Annotated in this window: 16 protein-coding genes; 6 read left to right on the top strand and 10 right to left on the bottom strand. The window is 68.2% G+C overall.

What is annotated here, in order from left to right; translation table 11 throughout:
- Positions 1 to 72: 72 nt before the first annotated feature.
- Both GO488_RS01180 and GO488_RS01175 read right to left on the bottom strand, forming a co-directional pair.
- Positions 73 to 1,215 (bottom strand): AI-2E family transporter, encoded by a 1,143-nt coding sequence (locus GO488_RS01180; protein ID WP_162315980.1) that lies wholly within the window; start codon positions 1,213 to 1,215, stop codon positions 73 to 75.
- A 146-nt stretch (positions 1,216 to 1,361) separates the two neighbouring features.
- Positions 1,362 to 2,420, bottom strand: a complete 1,059-nt coding sequence (locus GO488_RS01175) for a M20/M25/M40 family metallo-hydrolase (protein WP_162315979.1) — start codon at positions 2,418 to 2,420, stop codon at positions 1,362 to 1,364.
- Positions 2,421 to 2,572: 152 nt separating this feature from the next.
- On the opposite strand from GO488_RS01175, the gene GO488_RS01170 reads away from it, so the two are divergent.
- From GO488_RS01170 to GO488_RS01160, 3 genes are all read left to right on the top strand, one after another.
- On the top strand, positions 2,573 to 2,848 hold the full coding sequence (locus tag GO488_RS01170) for a hypothetical protein (protein WP_162315978.1): 276 nt from the start codon (positions 2,573 to 2,575) through the stop codon (positions 2,846 to 2,848).
- A 67-nt stretch (positions 2,849 to 2,915) separates the two neighbouring features.
- Complete coding sequence (locus GO488_RS01165) at positions 2,916 to 3,866, top strand: zinc-dependent metalloprotease (RefSeq protein WP_162315977.1); 951 nt, start codon at positions 2,916 to 2,918, stop codon at positions 3,864 to 3,866.
- A gap of 122 nt (positions 3,867 to 3,988) precedes the next feature.
- The gene (locus GO488_RS01160; RefSeq protein ID WP_162315976.1) at positions 3,989 to 5,092 is read left to right on the top strand and encodes a GNAT family N-acetyltransferase; all 1,104 of its coding nucleotides are present in this window, start codon (positions 3,989 to 3,991) and stop codon (positions 5,090 to 5,092) included.
- 38 nt (positions 5,093 to 5,130) lie between these two features.
- Here the strand turns inward: GO488_RS01160 and GO488_RS01155 are convergent, their stop codons facing one another.
- From GO488_RS01155 to GO488_RS01135, 5 genes are all read right to left on the bottom strand, one after another.
- Positions 5,131 to 7,302: a universal stress protein gene (locus tag GO488_RS01155; protein WP_162317508.1), complete on the bottom strand. Its 2,172-nt coding sequence runs from the start codon at positions 7,300 to 7,302 to the stop codon at positions 5,131 to 5,133.
- 4 nt (positions 7,303 to 7,306) lie between these two features.
- The gene (locus GO488_RS01150) at positions 7,307 to 7,765 is read right to left on the bottom strand and encodes an NAD-binding protein (protein WP_162315975.1); all 459 of its coding nucleotides are present in this window, start codon (positions 7,763 to 7,765) and stop codon (positions 7,307 to 7,309) included.
- Between the two features lie 125 nt (positions 7,766 to 7,890).
- Positions 7,891 to 8,385, bottom strand: coding sequence for an Lrp/AsnC family transcriptional regulator (locus GO488_RS01145; protein WP_162315974.1), 495 nt, complete (start codon positions 8,383 to 8,385; stop codon positions 7,891 to 7,893).
- A 79-nt stretch (positions 8,386 to 8,464) separates the two neighbouring features.
- Positions 8,465 to 8,791: a hypothetical protein gene (locus GO488_RS01140; RefSeq protein WP_162315973.1), complete on the bottom strand. Its 327-nt coding sequence runs from the start codon at positions 8,789 to 8,791 to the stop codon at positions 8,465 to 8,467.
- Between the two features lie 37 nt (positions 8,792 to 8,828).
- Entirely contained in the window at positions 8,829 to 9,374 is a 546-nt protein-coding gene (locus GO488_RS01135) for a hypothetical protein (RefSeq protein ID WP_162315972.1), read from the bottom strand.
- Between the two features lie 156 nt (positions 9,375 to 9,530).
- Between GO488_RS01135 and GO488_RS01130 the strand changes: the two genes are divergently transcribed.
- Together GO488_RS01130 and GO488_RS01125 are read left to right on the top strand one after the other, a co-directional pair.
- Positions 9,531 to 9,938 (top strand): DUF2237 family protein, encoded by a 408-nt coding sequence (locus GO488_RS01130; protein ID WP_162315971.1) that lies wholly within the window; start codon positions 9,531 to 9,533, stop codon positions 9,936 to 9,938.
- A gap of 38 nt (positions 9,939 to 9,976) precedes the next feature.
- Positions 9,977 to 12,793, top strand: coding sequence for an AAA domain-containing protein (locus GO488_RS01125; protein ID WP_162315970.1), 2,817 nt, complete (start codon positions 9,977 to 9,979; stop codon positions 12,791 to 12,793).
- 332 nt (positions 12,794 to 13,125) lie between these two features.
- On the opposite strand, the gene GO488_RS01120 is transcribed toward GO488_RS01125, so the two are convergent.
- The 3 genes from GO488_RS01120 to GO488_RS01110 all read right to left on the bottom strand — a co-directional run bounded on the left by GO488_RS01120 (position 13,126) and on the right by GO488_RS01110 (position 15,970).
- Positions 13,126 to 14,745 carry a PH domain-containing protein gene (locus tag GO488_RS01120; RefSeq protein WP_162315969.1) on the bottom strand — a complete coding sequence of 540 codons (1,620 nt, stop codon included), beginning with the start codon at positions 14,743 to 14,745 and terminating at the stop codon, positions 13,126 to 13,128.
- On the bottom strand, positions 14,742 to 15,203 hold the full coding sequence (locus GO488_RS01115) for a PH domain-containing protein (protein ID WP_162315968.1): 462 nt from the start codon (positions 15,201 to 15,203) through the stop codon (positions 14,742 to 14,744). Before GO488_RS01115 ends, GO488_RS01120 begins: the two co-directional genes overlap by 4 nt.
- 77 nt (positions 15,204 to 15,280) lie before the next feature.
- On the bottom strand, positions 15,281 to 15,970 hold the full coding sequence (locus GO488_RS01110; protein WP_162315967.1) for a helix-turn-helix domain-containing protein: 690 nt from the start codon (positions 15,968 to 15,970) through the stop codon (positions 15,281 to 15,283).
- A gap of 321 nt (positions 15,971 to 16,291) precedes the next feature.
- On the opposite strand from GO488_RS01110, the gene GO488_RS01105 reads away from it, so the two are divergent.
- Positions 16,292 to 16,933: a helix-turn-helix domain-containing protein gene (locus GO488_RS01105; protein ID WP_162315966.1), complete on the top strand. Its 642-nt coding sequence runs from the start codon at positions 16,292 to 16,294 to the stop codon at positions 16,931 to 16,933.
- Positions 16,934 to 16,954 lie beyond the last annotated feature (21 nt).

The raw sequence follows: 16,954 nt of genomic DNA, 5'->3' as shown, positions 1-16,954 counted from the left end.
AGATAGTGTCTGCCGCTTAAACGTACCGCTTGCTTCGCCCGATAGCGGGGAATCGCCCGTCGTCCGCGCGATCTACGTGGCGTCGCCCTCGGTGGCTCCCTCGTCCCTCGCCGACGGCTCGGCGGCGCGGATACCCGCCGCGTCCGCTGGCGGCGTCGGCGTCCGCTCGGCCCCTTCGTTGCCGGTCAGCGTCGGGACGATCAGCCGCGCGAAGTGATAGACCACGACGAGCAACAGCGGGCCGAGGAAGAGGCCGTACCACCCGAACAGCGTCGGCCCGATGATGTACGCGATCATCACGAGGCCGACGTGGAGGTTGCGCCCGGAGACGTACGGCCGGAGCAGGAGGTCGGGGATGAAGTCGACGATGACCACGGTGGCGACGACGAACACCGTCGGGAACCACAGCGGTTCGCCGTTGAGGAACGCCCGGCCGAAGAGACCGAGCGCCACCGGGATATACACCAGTTTCATGCCGACGACCGGGATCAGGCTCGCCGCGCCCGCGAGGACGCCGACGAGCGCCGGATACGGGATGCCGCCGGCGGGCGCGACGGCGTCCAGCGTGGAGTAGAGGACCACCGCGACGATGGCGACGACGAACGCGTTGAGGATGTTCCCGAAGAAGACGCTCCCGAGGTCCTCGTCGACCAGGTCGACGTACTCGTCGAAGACGGCCGAGTTGCCGCCGAGCGTGTTCCGGAGCCACCGGCTGAGCCGCGGTCCGTCCCGCAGGAGGTAGTAGGCGACGGTGAGCGCCAGAAACAGGTCGATGAGCGCCGCCCCGACCAGCGGGAGGTACGCGAGGATACCGGTCGCGAACACCTGTCCGGCGCTGACGACGTCCGGGTTTTCGAGCAGCACCTCGGGGTCCTGAACGATCGTGGAGACGTCGAGGTACGGTTCGATGAACCCCGCCAGCGGGCCGAGATCGACCGTCTGTGCCAGGTTGCCCAGTTCCTGTGCCGCGACGGCGAGCGTATAGCCCACGAGGAGGACCACCGGAACGGCGAGGACGAGCAGCGAGACCACCGCGGCGATGGTCGGTCGGAACCGGGACTGCAGCCGCCGGTGTGCCGGCCGAGTCACGTAGTAGAGGAACAGGCCGAGGACGAACGCGCCGGCGTAGTTGGTGAACACCCACGCCAGTAAGACGACGACGAACAGGCCGAGGACCCACCACGCCGCGCGGCTCTTGGACGGTGTCCACTCCATGCTATTGACTTCGCCTCCGAGCCCGATGGCGGTACTCTATCGGCGGCGCGTGAGACCGGGGAGCGGCCCCGATCACGTCGCCCGCGTCGCCGGTAGCGCGGTTCCGTACGCGCGAGCGACCGCGCCGAGCCGCCGGTGCCTCGCGTCTACACATCGACGGAGAAGGGGGCGTCGTCGGTCGCGCGGGCGGCGAATCCCGCGAGCAGGTCCGCCAGCGCGTCGAGGTCGGCCGGATCGATGACCTCGACCGGGGTGTGCATGTAGCGGTTCGGGAGGCCGACGCTGACCGCCGGGATGCCGCCGCGCGCGGTGTAGAAGGCGTCGGCGTCGGTGCCGGTCCGGATACCGGTCGCCTGTAGCTGGACGTCGATCTCCTCGTCGGTCCCCGTCTCGCGGAGCGACTCGACCACGACCGGGTGGTTGGCGCTGCCTCGGGAGACGACCGGGCCGCCGCCGAGTTCGACGCCGGTCGAGCGGTCGCTCGGCGAGTCCGGCGAGTCGGGCGCGTGCGTGACGTCCACCGCCACGACCGCGTCCGGGTCGAGGTCGAATCCGACCATCTTCGCGCCCTGCAGGCCGACTTCCTCCTGGACCGTCGAGACGGCGTGAACGGTGGCGTCGACGCCCCGTTCCGCCGCGCGGCGCAGGCCCTCGGCGGCCGCCCAGATGCCGACTCGGTTGTCCATCCCGCGAGCGGCGAGCCGGCCGTTCGCCAGCTCCGAGACGGTCTGCGTGAACGTGACCGGGTCGCCGCGGTCGACGAGCGATTCGAGTTCCTCGCCGTCTTCGGCGCCCACGTCGACGTGCTGTTCGGCCACTTCGGGGACGCTCTCCTCCTCGCCCTCCCGGAGGTGGATCGCGGTCTGGCCGACGACGCCCGAGACCGGGCCGTCGGCAGTGTGGACGGTGACGTGTTGGCCGCGGGAGACGGTCTTGTCCGACCCGCCGATGCGCTCGAGACGGACGAACCCGTCGTCGGTCAGGTCCCGGACGATGAAGCCGATCTCGTCGCCGTGGCCCGCCAGCGCGACCGACGTGTCGCTGCCGCGGAGCGTGGCGACGGCGTTGCCGTAGTCGTCGGTCCTGACCTCGTCTGCGAACTCGCTCACGTAGTCCACCCACACGCGCTGGCTGTCGGCCTCGTAGCCGGAGGGACCCGGCGTGGTCAACAGCGACTCCAAGAACTCGCGTCGTCGTTCCTCCATACCCGGGATACGGTGTCGGCGACTATGAATTACGGGGCCGTCGGAGCGATTGAAAGTCGCGATGGCCGTTACACGGGGGCACCAACGGACGAGAAACGGGCCGATCGCTCCGACAGCACAACGGATAAGAGTCGTCGGGCCGACGTATCAGTATGGCGAAATTCACACTCCTGGAGCTGAACCTGGACGGTTCGGAGTTCACCGCCGGCACGTCCGGCTTCGGAATCGACGAAGACGACGAGGAGGACGTAGAAGCGGAAGAGTTCGAAGACGACGAAGCGGGCGGCCGCTCGGGACTGTTCGCGGTCTTCGTCCTCGTCGCGCTGCTCGTCGTCGCCGTCGTCGCGAAGAAGAAACTGCTGGGCGGGGACGACGAACTGGACGAGGAGTTCGGCGACGACTTCGACGACGACTTCGGCGACGTCTGAAGCCGCGCGACGACCGATCTGTGCACGCGGGGAGAAGGCCTATGCATCGCCGCCCCGTTTCCCGGATATGGGATTGTATCACAGCGTCCGCGCCGTCGCGGGCGCGTCCGGCGACGGGCCATTGGACTGGAGCGCCGTCACGGCCGCCGCCAAGGAGGCGACGGACCCGGGCGACCTCGACGTCTCCGCCGACGAGCGCAGGGGGTACGCGAGCGACGTCCGCGACGCTCGCGACCGCGTTCGCGAGGTCGGCGGGCTCGACTTCGACCTCCCGGACACGGTCGAGATCCAACACCGTCACCACTGGATAGACGCGAACGTGGCGACCTTCGAGCGGGTGATGGCCCCGATCGAGCAGCAGGCGCAGTTCATCCCCGGAATCGCCCGCGTCGTCAACACCGGCTCGATGGCCTTCGCCCTCTCGTTTCTCGCGAACAACGTCCTCGGCCAGTACGACCCGCTCCTGCTGGCCGACGGCGACGACCACGCGCTCTATTTCGTGCGCCCGAACATCCGGAAGGTCGCCGCCCAACTCGACGTGGACCAGGACCGCTTCCGGCGCTGGATCGCCTTCCACGAGGTGACGCACGCCGCGGAGTTCGGGGCCGCGCCGTGGCTCTCCGAGCACATGGAGGAGAAGATGGAGGAGGCCATCGAGCGCCTCAGCGACGGCAACTTAGATCGTGCCTCGCTCGGCGAACTGGACACGACGATGACCGCCGTCGAGGGGTACGCGGAGCTGCTGATGGACCGCGCCTTCGACGACGAGTACGACGACCTGCGGCGGAAGGTCGACGAACGCCGACAGGGACGCGGCCCCGTCGCGGAACTCGTCCGCCGGCTGCTCGGCCTCGGGATGAAACGCCGGCAGTACGAGCGCGGAAAGGCGTTCTTCGAGGCCGTCGCCGACGCTCGCGGTGTCGCGGCCGCCGGACGCGTCTGGGACTCGCCCGAGACGCTCCCGACTGACGACGAGATCGAGAATCCGTCGCTCTGGGTACGTCGCGTCGACCCGTAAGCCGACGTTTCCGCCGGTCGACGCCCGTCTCGCCGCCGTGACGGCGCGAGGCCGGTCCGGAGGGGCTTACCGGCTGAAAGCTCACCATAACATTACTGACCGGTCGTGTGGCCGCTACGTAGATGCCACTCTCTAGTCGCATCGCATCTGGACTACGTTTGGGACGGGCGACGGGGACAGACGAACAGTTCAGACACGATTTGCGCGTTCTCGGGTCGATCAGCGAGGTCTCGCCCGACCGCTGGAACGCCGTCGTCGACCAGTCCTCGAGAGGGAGCGTCTTCCACCGCCACGAGTGGCTCGAAGCCGTCGAGAACGGTCTCGGCCACGCGCCGCGGCATCTCTTCGTCGAGAAGGACGGGAATCCGATCGGTCTCTTTCCGAACTTCCTCGAGCCCTTAGAGGGCGTCGACCGTTCGCCGCTCCGACGACTGGTCTCGGTCGAACCCGGTTTCGGGGGCCCGCTGGCGACGACAGATACGGACACCGTCCTCCCCGCGATGCTCGAGACGGTGGCCGACTACTGCACCGGCCGGACCGTCGTCCACGAGATACGCGCGCTCGACACCAGTTACCTCCGCTACAACACGCTCTTTCAGAGTCACGATTACGAGCCGAACCGGCGGCGCTGTCGGTTCCTGTTACACCTCTCACGCCCGTACGAGGACATTCTCTCGGGGATGAGCCGGTCGAGGCGCAAAGGTATCGAACGCGGGCGGGAGGGCGACGCCGAGGTGATCGAGGAGGCGGTGACGAGCGACACGCTCGGGCGGTTCTATCGGACATACGTGCGGGTGATGGACGAACTCGGCGTCTCCGCGTTCCCGCGCGAGTTCTTCGAGTCGCTGCTCGGGATGGCGGACCGACTGCTGTTGGTCACCGCGCGCGTCGACGGCGAGTACGCCGGCGGCCTGCTTGAGATACTTGACGACGAGCAGTCCTCCGTCCACGGGTATATCTCCGCGATTCCTCGCGAGTTCTTCGATCATCACGTCTCGGAACTGCTCTACGACTACGTCGTCCGCTGGGGGATCGACAACGGCTACGAGACCTACGACCTCGGGACGACGAAACCGGACTACGAGAACGGCCTGTTCCGGTACAAGGAGGGGTTCGGCGGGCAGCTCGTTCCGACGCTCGTCTGGGAGCGCGGCGGCAACTCGCTGTGGGACGTCCTCCACAGGGGGCGATCGCTCTACCTGAAACACTCTAACTCCGAGTCGTAGACGCGACGGGAGAGAAGCCGCGAGCGAGGGCCCGCGGGTTAGAAGACGGCCCGTTCGAGGATGCGACGCGCCAGCGACGGCCGACGGGAGTCGTGCGGATAGACGGTGACGGTCGTACACCCCGGACTCGGCGAGGGCGGGCCGCCGTCGAACAGCGCCGCTCTGAGCCGGCGGTCGGCCCCCCGATGCACGAGGAGGTCCGGCCGCGGCAGTCGCCCACCGTCGCTACGGAGCGATTCAGTCTGTACGGGGACCGAGAGCAGCTCTGAGATGGACGACTGGTAGTCGTCGATCGTCTCCCTGTGTTCCTCGGAGCCGTCGGCGGGGTACCAGAGCGAGACGTTCCCCCCGTTCGATTCGGCGACGGCCTCGGCGACGGTCACCGCAAGCGGCGGGTGCGGTCCGCCCTCGCCCGCCACCGTGACCTGTCTCGGCCGGTCGTAGCCGAGATTGTCCACGAGGAGGACGTCACAGGGGGCGTGCCGGACGACCCAGTCGATCGGGTCGGCGAACAGGCGCGACCGAAGCCGGAGCGGTTCGTGTTCGGCCAGTATCGTGTCCATGCCCCGGTCGGCTGCGAAGTTGACGACGGCGTGTTTCGTGTCGTGACTCACTATCTCGTCGGCCTCCACGTCGACCGCCAGCTCCTCGCCGAGCGCCGCCATCCGCGTCTCGAACGCGAGGTCAGCCGACGACTGGTCGGCCGCGTCCTCGATGAGGGGAGCTTGGTCGGGGATCTCCTCGAACCGGACGGCGACCACGCGACCGCCGTCCGGCCGGACGACGTCCGCGGCCAGTTCGACCAGCGCTCGCTCCCTGTCCTCGTCTACGGCCTTGGTGAACGCGACGAGCACTTCGCGGGTGGCGTCCGCCGCTGCTGACTCGACGTCGGTGAGCGCGTTCCGACCGACCTGCCGGCGGATGGCGTCCGTCGCCGCGCCCTCCCGGCGGACCCGCGGACGGACGTAGACGAGGTACCAGACGACGCTCGCGAGCGTGATGACGACCGCGCCGGCGAGCGCGACGGTCCCCATCTGCGTGAGGAGGAGGCCGCCGGTGACGACCCCGGCGATCTGCGTCCACGGGTACAGCGGCGACGTGAACTCGGGGTCGTAGTCGGCGCTCCCCTCGCGGAAGGCGACGAGGGCCGCGTTGATGAGCGCGAACACCAGTATCTGGAAGGCGCTGGCCAGCTTCGCGATCTCGAGGATCGGGACGAACGCGATCAGGAGCAGCAGGACGACGCCCGTGAGCGTGATGGCGGCGACCGGCGTGCCGAACCGGTCGCTGACGGCGGCCAGCGACGGCGGCGCGAGCCGGTCCCGGCTCATCGCGAAGGGGTAGCGCGACGAGGAGAGGATGCCGGCGTTGGCCGTCGAGACCAACGCGAGGATGGCCGCGGCGATGATGGCGACGACGCCCGCCGACCCGAGCGTCACCTCGGCGGCGACGGCGACCGGCGTGAGCGACCCGGCGACGCTCCCCGGGTCCGTGATCCCGACTAACACCGCCACGATGGCCACGTACAGCACCGTGGTGAACGCGAGCGATCCGAGGATGCCCAGCGGGATGTTCCGCCCCGGGTCCTCGACTTCCTCGGCGACGCTCGCCACCTTGGTGACGCCGGCGTAGGAGACGAACACGAGCCCGGTCGCGGCCAGCACGCCGCCGAGGCCGGCGTCGAGGAAGCCGGCGTAGTTCGCCGATTGGACGCCGGACACGCTCCCGGCGGTGAACCAGCCGAGCGCCGCCAGCATGACGACGACGATGGCGACCTGGAGCCGGCCGGTCTGCTTGGCCCCGAAGACGTTTATCAGGATCAGCACCGCCGCCAGCCCCAGCGCGACGGGCTTCAGCGGGAGGTCGAACAGCAACAGGAGGTAGGGGACGCCGCCGACGAGCGCGAGCGCGCCCTTGAACGAGAGGGAGAACCACGTTCCCAGGCCGGCTATCGTCCCGAGCAGCGGCCCCATGCCGCGCTCGATGTAGATGTAGCTCCCGCCGGCCTCCGGCATGGCGGTGGCCATCTCGGACTTCGAGAGGGCCGCCGGCACGACGAGGATCCCGGCGAGGGCGTACGCGAGGATCACGGCCGGACCGGCGATCTCGAGCGCCAGCGCCGGCAGGATGAAGATGCCGCTGCCGATCATCGCGCCGATGCTGATGGCGAGGACGGACGGGAGACCGAGGTCTCGTTCGAGGTCCTTCACCATCTCAGGCGGGTTCGAATGCGGGGAGCGAGCGCTCGATCTCCCGCCGCAGTTCCGTCGCGAGGAGCGTCGATCCGCAGACGACGGTCGTGGCGATGTCCGCCACCGCCTCCCGTCGCTGCGGGTCGTTGAGCACCGCGACGACCGTCTCGAGGTCGAAGTGCGTGCGGAGCAACTGGGTGACCAGCACCGCCTGTCTGTCCCGTCGCAGCGCGACGACCGCGGCGTCGGCGTCTACCGCGTCCGCGAGCGTCTCCAGCGACGTCACGTCACCGACTGTCACCTGGACGCCGTCGGGCAACTGCCCGGCAGCGCTCCGGTGGTCGGTGACGAGACGGACGTCGGCGGTCGGTTCGAACGCCGACGCGAGCATCGACCCGGCGTGCGAGTCGCTGACGACGAGGAGCGTCGGCGGTCCGGCGGTACGAGCGAGCGTGTCTCGGAGGATCGTTCTGCGCGTCATGGATGGGTTCGACGACGGCGGTGGTCGCTATCGCCGATACGCAGTATAGATTCCGGACCGGCATAAACACCTAGCAATCGGTTCCGTATCGGAAAATTGATGTCCCAAATATCGAAGTTGTGGAACTACTCTTCCCCGCCGTCACCGGTCGCGTCGGCGTCGAACAGGTGGAACGGGCGCGTGTACTCGTTGCGGATCAGGTCCTCGTCGACCACTTCGAGACCGATGTCGTTGAGGTCGCGGCCGATCCGACTCAGGTCGTTCCCGTCGGCACCGACCACTTCGACGTGGACGTTGTCGGCACCGGTCATCACCTCCCGGATGGCGACGACGCCCTCCACGTCGAGCGCGCGCTTCGCTATCTCCTCTCGCTCGTGAATCGGCGCGGTACAGACGATGAGCGTGTGTAACTGGTATCCCGCGGCCTCGTAGTCGACGTCGACGTCGTACCCGCGGATGACGCCCCCCTCTTCGAGTTTGGCGATGCGGTTGCGGACGGTGCGGGCCGAGACGTCCAGCGTCTCCGCGATCTCGCTGGCGGACGTGTGGCGAGCGTCCCGTTGGAGCGCGTGGATGATGCGCCGGTCTAACTCGTCGAGCGGGTACTCCGAGTCGGCCATACGGTGCGCTTACGGCGGACGCGGTACAAAAGTTCGTGGTCGGCGCGCCGTCCCGACGCCCCCGCTCGCGGCTCGGGCCTCACCGGCCGTCGCCGTCGGTTCGGGCGGGTTGTTCCCCCTCGTCGTCCTCGCGAGCGCGTCGTCGCTTGGTTCGAGTCCCGGGTTTCGGCCCCCGTTCCCCGCTGTCGTCGTAGGGGGTCTCGGCGATGCTGTCGGGGAACGTGAACTCCGCGAGGACGCCGCCGACGACGGTCGCACCGACGCCGATCCCCAGGACCATCGGCAGTCCCGCGCCGCCGTAGAGCGTGACCAAGGCCATCGACCCGCCGACCAGCAGGGCGAACCCGAGCTTCAACTGCTTGAGGAACCGCTCGCGGTCGGCCGCGGTGACGGACGGGCCGACCATCAGACCCCACCCGCGTCGGTACCGCGCGTCGCGGTCATCAGTAGAACCCCCTGTCCACGTCTTCGTCGATGATATCCTCGAACTCCGTATCGAGCAGCTCCTCGGCCTCCTCGAACGTGTCGGTCAGGTCGTCCATCCGGTCGGGTCGCTCGTACTGGTCGAACTCCATCGGGCCGTAGGCCGGCGAATCGACGGCGTCCATGATGTCCTCCAACATCGCTCTGGGCGTCGTCGGCGCGTCCGCGTGCGTCTCGAGGACCGCCTCCAGGTTCTTGGCCTTCTCCTCGGCGTCGCTCTCGTCGTCGGGGGCCTGCTGGACGCCGAAGAGGCCCGACCCCTCCTCGGGGAACAGCGGGTCGATGTCCTCGTCGATGCGTCGGGCGACCCGCGAGCCGACCCCCTGTACCTCGAAGGGGTTCTTCGCGTAGGTCTTGAGTTGGTAGACGCCCGCGCTCGGATGGCCGACGTAGAGGTCCTCGCCGATCCCGCTCGCGCGGTCGCCCCCGACCGCCCGCCAGCCCCCGGGGTCGGCACCGCTGTCCATCACGTCCTCGATGATGTCCTGCCAGTCACGAACGCGCATTGTCGCCTGGACGTTGGCGACGGGTCAGAATGAAGGCATCGGTCCGTGCGAACTCTTGCCGCTCGCGAGCGCGACATCGCCGCACCGTCGCAGTCCGCCGATCGTCTCGGAGAGCCGTACAGAATTTCTTTAAGTCGACGACCGCAGCCTAGAAATATGGAGAGTGAAGCGAACGTACTGGGCGGGGAGTTAGCCCCCTGCGGGACGGACCCGATGACCGGGGCCATGCGGGACGGCTACTGCTATCCGCTCCAGCGAGACCCGGGTCGCCACGAGATCTGCGCGGTGATGACCGAGGAGTTCCTCCAGTACAGCAAGGGGCAGGGCAACGACCTCGTCACGCCCCGGCCCGACCTCGACTTCCCGGGTCTGGAACCGGGCAACCGCTGGTGCGTCTGCGTCCCGCGGTGGATGGAGGCCGAGTTGGCCGACCGCGCGCCGCCGGTCGTCCTCGAAGCGACCAGCGAGGACGTGCTGGAAGACATTTCCCGCTCGACGCTCGAAGCGCACGAACACGACGGCGGCGAGACCCAGAGCGCGGCGTCGAACGGCCACTCGAACTGACCGATAGCGTTTTTCCCGAGCCGAACGTGGACAGTCGCGTGCAACTGCGCGGCGTCGTGGTGGGAGTCGAGGAGCCGAAGACCGTGAGCACGCAGTACGGCGAGAGCGAGCTCTGTGAGGTGACGCTCCGGCCCGAACGCGGGGCCGGTGAGCCGACGACGGTCACGCTGTGGGGAAAGTGGACGGAGACGGCGGAGTACCTCGAAGCCGGGATGGAACTGGCCGTCTACGACCCCGACGAGCGCCAGTACCGGGGCGAGACGCAGTACTCGGTCGGCGGCGACTCGGCGATCGTGGTCGAACCGGACTTCCTCGTGGACGTGACCGACGTCCGCGCGTGGGTGCAGTGCCCCCGGATGTACTACCTCCGCAAGCTCGACGGCGCGGACCTCGCTTACCCGCTGGTGAAGGGGACGGTCGTCCACGAGGTCTTCGGGGACTTACTGCGGGGCCGGGACGTGGAGACGGCGATCGACGAACAGATCGAGCAGGCGGGGCTGGACATCGGCCTGTTGGGCCGGGAGGCCGACGAGGTGGCCGGCGACGTCCGCGACCACGCGAAGGCCATCGAGGGGTGGCTTAATCAGGGGACGCTGACGGAGGAAGACAGAGCGGCGACCGCCGCTGACAGCTCGGAGCGGGACTTCAGTCCCGCGGAGAGTGAGTGGCGCTCCGAGATGACGCTCATCTCCGAGCGCTTCGGCATGAAGGGGCGGGCCGACGCCGTCCGCCGGGGGATGCCCGTCGAGCTCAAGACCGGGAAGAACACCAAGCGCGAACCGCGCTTTCAGGACAAGATCCAGGCGACGGCCTACGCCCTGATGCTCGGCGAGCGCGCCGCGAACACGCTCGCCGCGAGCGACGTGATGGCCAGCGACGGCGGTACCCGGAGTCCCTTGGAGGCCGCACCGGATACCGGGACGCTCCTCTATACGAAGAACGCCGCCGTCGACCGCAACGAGGAGAGCGGCGACCTCTCGCCGGCCAAGGAGTTCTCCATCGGGTCGGGGCTGCTCCAGTACGTGATCCGGACGCGCAACGAGATCGCCGCGATGGAGTACGACACCGGCGTCCCGACGGGGTACGAGGCCAACGCCAAGTGCGAGTACTGCTTCGAGCAGGACACCTGTATGGCGGTTTCGGGCCGCCTCGACCAGGAGTCGAAGGCCGGACAGGTCGGCGTCGCCATCCCCGAGGACGAACGGGAGTACTTCGAGCGCTTCTACGACGCCATCGAGGCCGAGCGCCGCGCGGTCCACCGCGAGTACGCCAAACTGTGGGAACAGACGCCCGAGGAGCGGGCCGCCGACGACCGCGCGCTGGTGGACCTCGAACCCGCCGGCCGCACCGAACTCGACGGCGGCCGCTGGGAACTGCGCGCGAAGGGGACCGGAGCCGTCTCGAAGATCCGGGAAGGCAACCTCGTGCTGGCCAGCGACGGCGACCCCGTGACCGGGGACGCGGAGCTGGCGCGGGTCGAACGGCTCGGCGAGGCGCGAAGTGCCTCGGAAAACGCGAACGGTGAAGCCGTGAGTGGCGAGGAGATAGTGGTGACGGCGGACGAGCCACTCGACCTGCGCCGACTGGACGTCTACCCCTCCGAACTGACGACCGACCGCCTCCAGAACGCGCTCCACGACGCCCTACTTACGCAAGCCCCGGAACAAAAGGACGTGCTGTTCGGGCGGCGGGACCCGGAGTTCGAACCCATCGAGGAGACGTTCATCGACAACAACCCCGCCCAGGACGAGGCGGTCAGACTCGCCGTCGGGGCCGAGGACTTCGCGCTGGTTCACGGGCCGCCGGGTACGGGGAAGACCTACACGCTGGCGCGGATGTTACGGGCCTTGGTTGAACGCGGCGACCGGATCCTCCTGTCGGCGTTCACCAACCGGGCGGTGGACAACGCCATCGAGGCCCTAGAGGAGCAGGGGTTCACCGACATCGTCCGCGTCGGCACCGAGAGCGGCGTCCGCGAGGACATGCAGAAGTATCGGTTGGAGCAGTCCGGCGATCCCGACAAGTGCGCGGGGACGCTCCGGGACGCACAGGTCGTCGCCGCGACGACGGCCACCTGCGGTGGGACGGCCCTGCAGAGCCAATCGTTCGACGTGGCCGTCGTCGACGAGGCCGGGCAGTTGACCGAACCCGGGACGCTGGCGGCGACGACGCTCGCCGACCGGTTCGTCCTCGTCGGCGACCACCAGCAGCTCCCGCCGGTCGTCCAGTCCGAGGACGAGACGCTCTCGCGGTCGTTATTCCAGCGGCTCATAGAAGCCTCGCCCGAGGCCGGCGTGATGCTCGACCGCCAGTACCGGATGGCCCAGCGCATCCAGGCGTTCGCCTCCCGGGAGTTCTACGACGGGCAGTTACGTCCGGCGACCGGCGAGGTGGCAGCCCAGCGCATCGACGACCTGCCGGGCGTCTCGCTGGATTCGCTTCCGGCGAACCTCCGCGACCGCGTCGCCTTCGTCGACCCGGACGGGTCGCAGGTCGGCAACACCAATCCCGACGAGGCGGACACCGTCGCCGAGGTGGTGTCGGCGTACCGCGAGGCCGGCGTCCCGGCCGACGACATCGGCGTCATCGCGCCGTTCCGCGCGCAGGTGGCGGAACTCGACCGCCGCCTCCCCGACGTCGCCGTCGACACCGTCGACCGGTTCCAGGGGTCGAGCAAGGAAGTCATCGTCGTCTCCTTCGTCGCCACCGGGACGCTCGACGGCCCCATCTTCGAGGACTACCGGCGGATCAACGTGGCGCTCACGCGGGCGAAGAAATCGCTCGTCCTCGTCGGTGACCGCGACGCACTCGCCGCTGACGACGTCTACCGCCGGATGGTCGAGTGGGCCGAGTGACCACTTATCCGAAGTGCGTTTTTGCAAGGTATAATTTTAGGTAGGTGTACGCCATACGTAGGTGTACGATGAACTGTCCAGAGTGTGATTTCCCGTTGGCAGTCGAACAGGAGCTGTCAGAAGAGACCGTCTTCTCCTGCCGGAGCTGCGGGGCGGAACACGTCGAGTGAATCGGCGCGCCCGGTTCCGCTAACCGTCCGTAAACCCGATCGATAGCCGCCGATACGAACAGCCGATCTATCCGACGAACCGACCGACGAGGCGGCCCGAGGCGAGACGATCTCCCGCACGCGCTATCGCTTTCTCACCGCCGTTCCGACGCGCTTTCGAGGCTACTGATCGACTGACTCGCTGGTCGTCGTCCCCGCGTCCCGCTTTCTCGCCAGCAAGTCGGCGTACAGCCGCGAGCGGAGCGTATCCCGGAGTTCGGTCGCCCGGTCGTCGTCCACGTCGTAGGCCGCCGCCGACCCGCCGAAGACGCTCGCCGTGCTCGCGGTGTCGGCGGTCACGGTCGCGAGGCGGCGGCGTCGCTGGAACGGCGAGCGACCGACGAAGACCGTCTGAATGCGGTAGTACGGCGCGACGCGAGTGGTCCGTCGCCAGAACCCCGACCGCGTCGCCAGCACGTCGTCGTCCAGCGCGAAGCCGCGGTGTCGCCACCGGAGGTGCGCGGCCGGCGGGACGAAGACGAGGAGACCGAGCAACGCCCACCAGTAACCGGTTTCGAGGACGAATCGGTCGGCGGCGTACCCGGCGACGGTCAGGACGCCGAAGGCGACGGCGAACCGGATCGCGTACCGCCGCCGGGCGCGCGTCGGCGGGCGCTCGAACGAGAGGTCGCCGAACGGTTCGACGTCGCGGGCGAGTTCGTATACCGTCTCCCGCGGGGCCATCGGCACGGCGACGCCCTGGGAGGACTGGTCGTTCCCGCCGCTGTATCCCGCCGTCTCGACGACGAGCGTCGCGTAGCCGAAGCGACGCATCAGGACGTTCTCCCTGATCGTGACGGTCTGGACCTTCGAGAGCGGGATCGTCCCGCTGTAGCGCCGGAGCAGCCCCCGCTGATAGCGGAGGTCGTCGCCCTCCTGGAACAGGCGGAAGTCGTGGTACTCCACGACCGTCAGGACGACGCTGACGACGAGCGCGGTCAGCAGGAACTCCGCGAGCGTGAGGGCGACGAGCGCGACCAGCCGCGGCGGACCGAACGTCTCCAGTATCGACAGCGACGGCGCGGCGTCGCTCCCGAGGACGGCGAGGTTGAACCGGAACACCGCGGCCACGAGGTCCCCGCCCAGCGGGAGCCCGGCGAGCGTGAGCGCCGGCGCGGCCGGCCGGACGGAGACGACGGCGTAGGTCAACAGGTCGCGCCACGTGAACGCGAACAGCTCCTCCGTCGGTTCGTCGGTCTCGGGGACCGGTCGCCGGGAGTCCGCATCTCGCGGGGTCGTCGATTCCCCGGCGGCGGGCGCGGCCGCGTTCTCCCGTTCGGCGGCCGAATCGTCGCGCTCCGCGGTCTCTCGGTCGCGGCGCTGGACGAGGCGGCGGAGCCGGTCGGCCTCCCCCTCGTCGACGGCGTCAAGCGTCGCCTCGGTCGCGCTGCCGCCGGCCGTCTCGAAGGCCACGACCGAGAGGCCGAGCAGTCGGTTCACCACGCCCTGTTTGACGTCGACGTTCTGGATCCGCCCGAGCGGGATCTCGCGGGACTGCCGGGCGAGGACGCCCGATTCGACGGCGAGCGTATCGCCCTCGATCTCGTACTGAAACCGGTAGTACCGCGCCAGCGCGAACGCGGCGGCGACCACCGCGCCCGCCGGCGCGAGCAGGGGAATCGTCCACGCGGGGAAGGCCGCCGTACCGGCGAGAGCGGTGCCGACGAAGAACGCGAAGAAGGCCCCCTGCGCCGCCGCGACGACGGTCCGCCGGACGGCGCTCAGCGGGTGGAGCCGCCTCATACGGCGTCGGTCGCCTCGCTCTCGATGGCGAGGTCCCGAAGTCGCTCGCGTAGTTCTGTCGCCCGCTCCGGTCGCAGGCCCGGAATCGTGATGTCGGCACCCCGGGAACCGGCGGTGTAGACGACGACGCTGGCGAGGCCCGCGGACCGCTCGATCGGCCCGCGGGTCGTGTCGACGTGCTGGACTCGGACGTACGGGACGGACGTGTCGGTGCGAGTCAGGACGCCGCGGACGAGAAACAGCGCGTCGTCCTGCAGCTCGAAGCGCCAGATGCGATGGGCGAGCACCGCGTGGACGGCCCCGAGCGAGACCAGCAGACCCCAGCAGACGACGACGGCGGTGAGCGGGAGCGAGACGGCGAATCGGTTCACGAGGAAGGCGATTCCCGCCAGCAGGGAGACGCTGAGGGCCGTTCGTCCGGCCCACAGCAGCCTCACTCGCGGGTGCAACGACTCCATATACGTACCCCGTGGGCCGAGGTGCCGTTAACAGTTGCCGTAACGTTCGGCTCGGTGGCTCACCGGCAGACCGCCCCTCAGTCGCCTTCGAGGGGGCTCGGTGGTTGGGTCTCCTGTTCGGGGAAGCCGACGAGGAGCGTGTCCTCGATGAGCGCTTCGGTCCCGCGGCGGAGACACTCCGAGACGGCTTGGTGGGAGACGCCCAGTTCGTCGGCCAACTCCTCTAAGTTGATGTCCCGGGGCACCTCGAAGTAGCCGCGCCTGACCGCCGTCACGAGCGTCTCGTACTGTTCCGTCGTCAGGCCGTAGCGGCCCGAGGGGTCGCCCTCCATCTCTCGGATCGCGTCGACGGTGAACTCCAGTTCGTGTTCGACGCAGAACTCCTTCGTCTGAGAGAGGTGGTCCCGCGACGGGTAGAGCATCCGGAGGTGCCACTGTTCCTCCGTTCCGAAGGCGTTCAGGATGGTCGCTTGCCCGTTCGTCAGCATCTGGAGGAGGAGGCCGACCTGTTCGATCCAGTGCATCCGATAGAGCAGTTCGTCGCCGAAGTCCGCCAATAGCTCCAGGTCGTCGATCGTCGGATCCTCCGCGCAGGCGCTTTCGAACTCCTCCACGCCGGCGTTTCGGATCCACAGGAGCGGCATCACGACCTTCTCGCCGCTCTTGACGACGCGCTCGGCTTCGACTTCGAGCGTCGGGAGCGCCGCGAAAGTCTCGGCCAGTGCGACCTCCGTGGCCGGAACGGTGGCTCTGACTATCGTGGGCATGTAGTCTCTCCCTCCGGGACACCGCTCCGTCGAGTTTCCTGCGCTCGGTCGAACGTTCGAGTCGTACGACGGTCTCTCGCGGCGGGATTCGTCGGGATACAGGCATCGCGTTCGGCAGATCCGGTTCGACTACCGTTCGTGCGTGACGGATCGAATATATATTGCATGTTGATATGATATGCGCTCGTTTTTCACGGCCTATAGAGTTCGATATTATGTATGCAGGAACTCAGTAAGTATTTTGCTCTCACATGTAACGGTAGCCTTGTTCAACCCGACCCGGAAGTATAAGCGGCCGCCTCCGAGAGTTGCCCACAGCAGATGGTCGTCATCTCAGATATAACGGTCCCGTCGGAGGACTTCGCGCTCGGGAACTTACTCGACGAGTATCCGGACATCGACATCGAGATCGAGCGCATCGTCCCGCTTCAGGACGGGGTGATGCCGCTCGTCTGGGTCGCGAACGCGCCGCTAGAAGAGGTAGAGGGGACTATCCGAGCGGACTCGCTGACGAAGGACGTCCGCGTCGTCACCGACGCCGACGAGCGCTCGCTGTTCGAGATCCGGTGGAGCTCGGAGATCAACGGCCTCATTCAGTCGATGATAGCGAACGACGTCCAGGTGCTGACCGCCGACGGCGACGAGGACGAGTGGGAGTTCCGCCTGCAGTTCCTGTCCCGCTCGGACCTCACCTCGTTTCGAGAGCAGTGCGGCGCGAACGACGTGGACATCCGCCTCCGTCGTCTCTACAACCCGTCGATCCCCGACGAGGATAGGGAGCTGACCGGCGCGCAGACGGAGTGCGTCATGGCGGCGCTCGACATGGGCTACTGGAACGTCCCGCGCGAACATACTCTGGGAGAGGTGGCCGACCGCGTCGGTATCAGCACGAACGCCGCCTCCCAACGGTTGCGGCGCGGGTTAGAGAAACTCGTCGAGCGGGAAGTCACTCGCGGGACGTGAGCCGTCGGGACGGCGCCGTGG

The sequence above is a fragment of the Haloarcula limicola genome (assembly GCF_010119205.1).
Taxonomy (GTDB): Archaea; Halobacteriota; Halobacteria; order Halobacteriales; family Haloarculaceae; genus Haloarcula; species Haloarcula limicola.
Note: the sequence above shows the minus strand (reverse complement) of the source record. Positions and strands in the feature narration are given on the sequence as shown.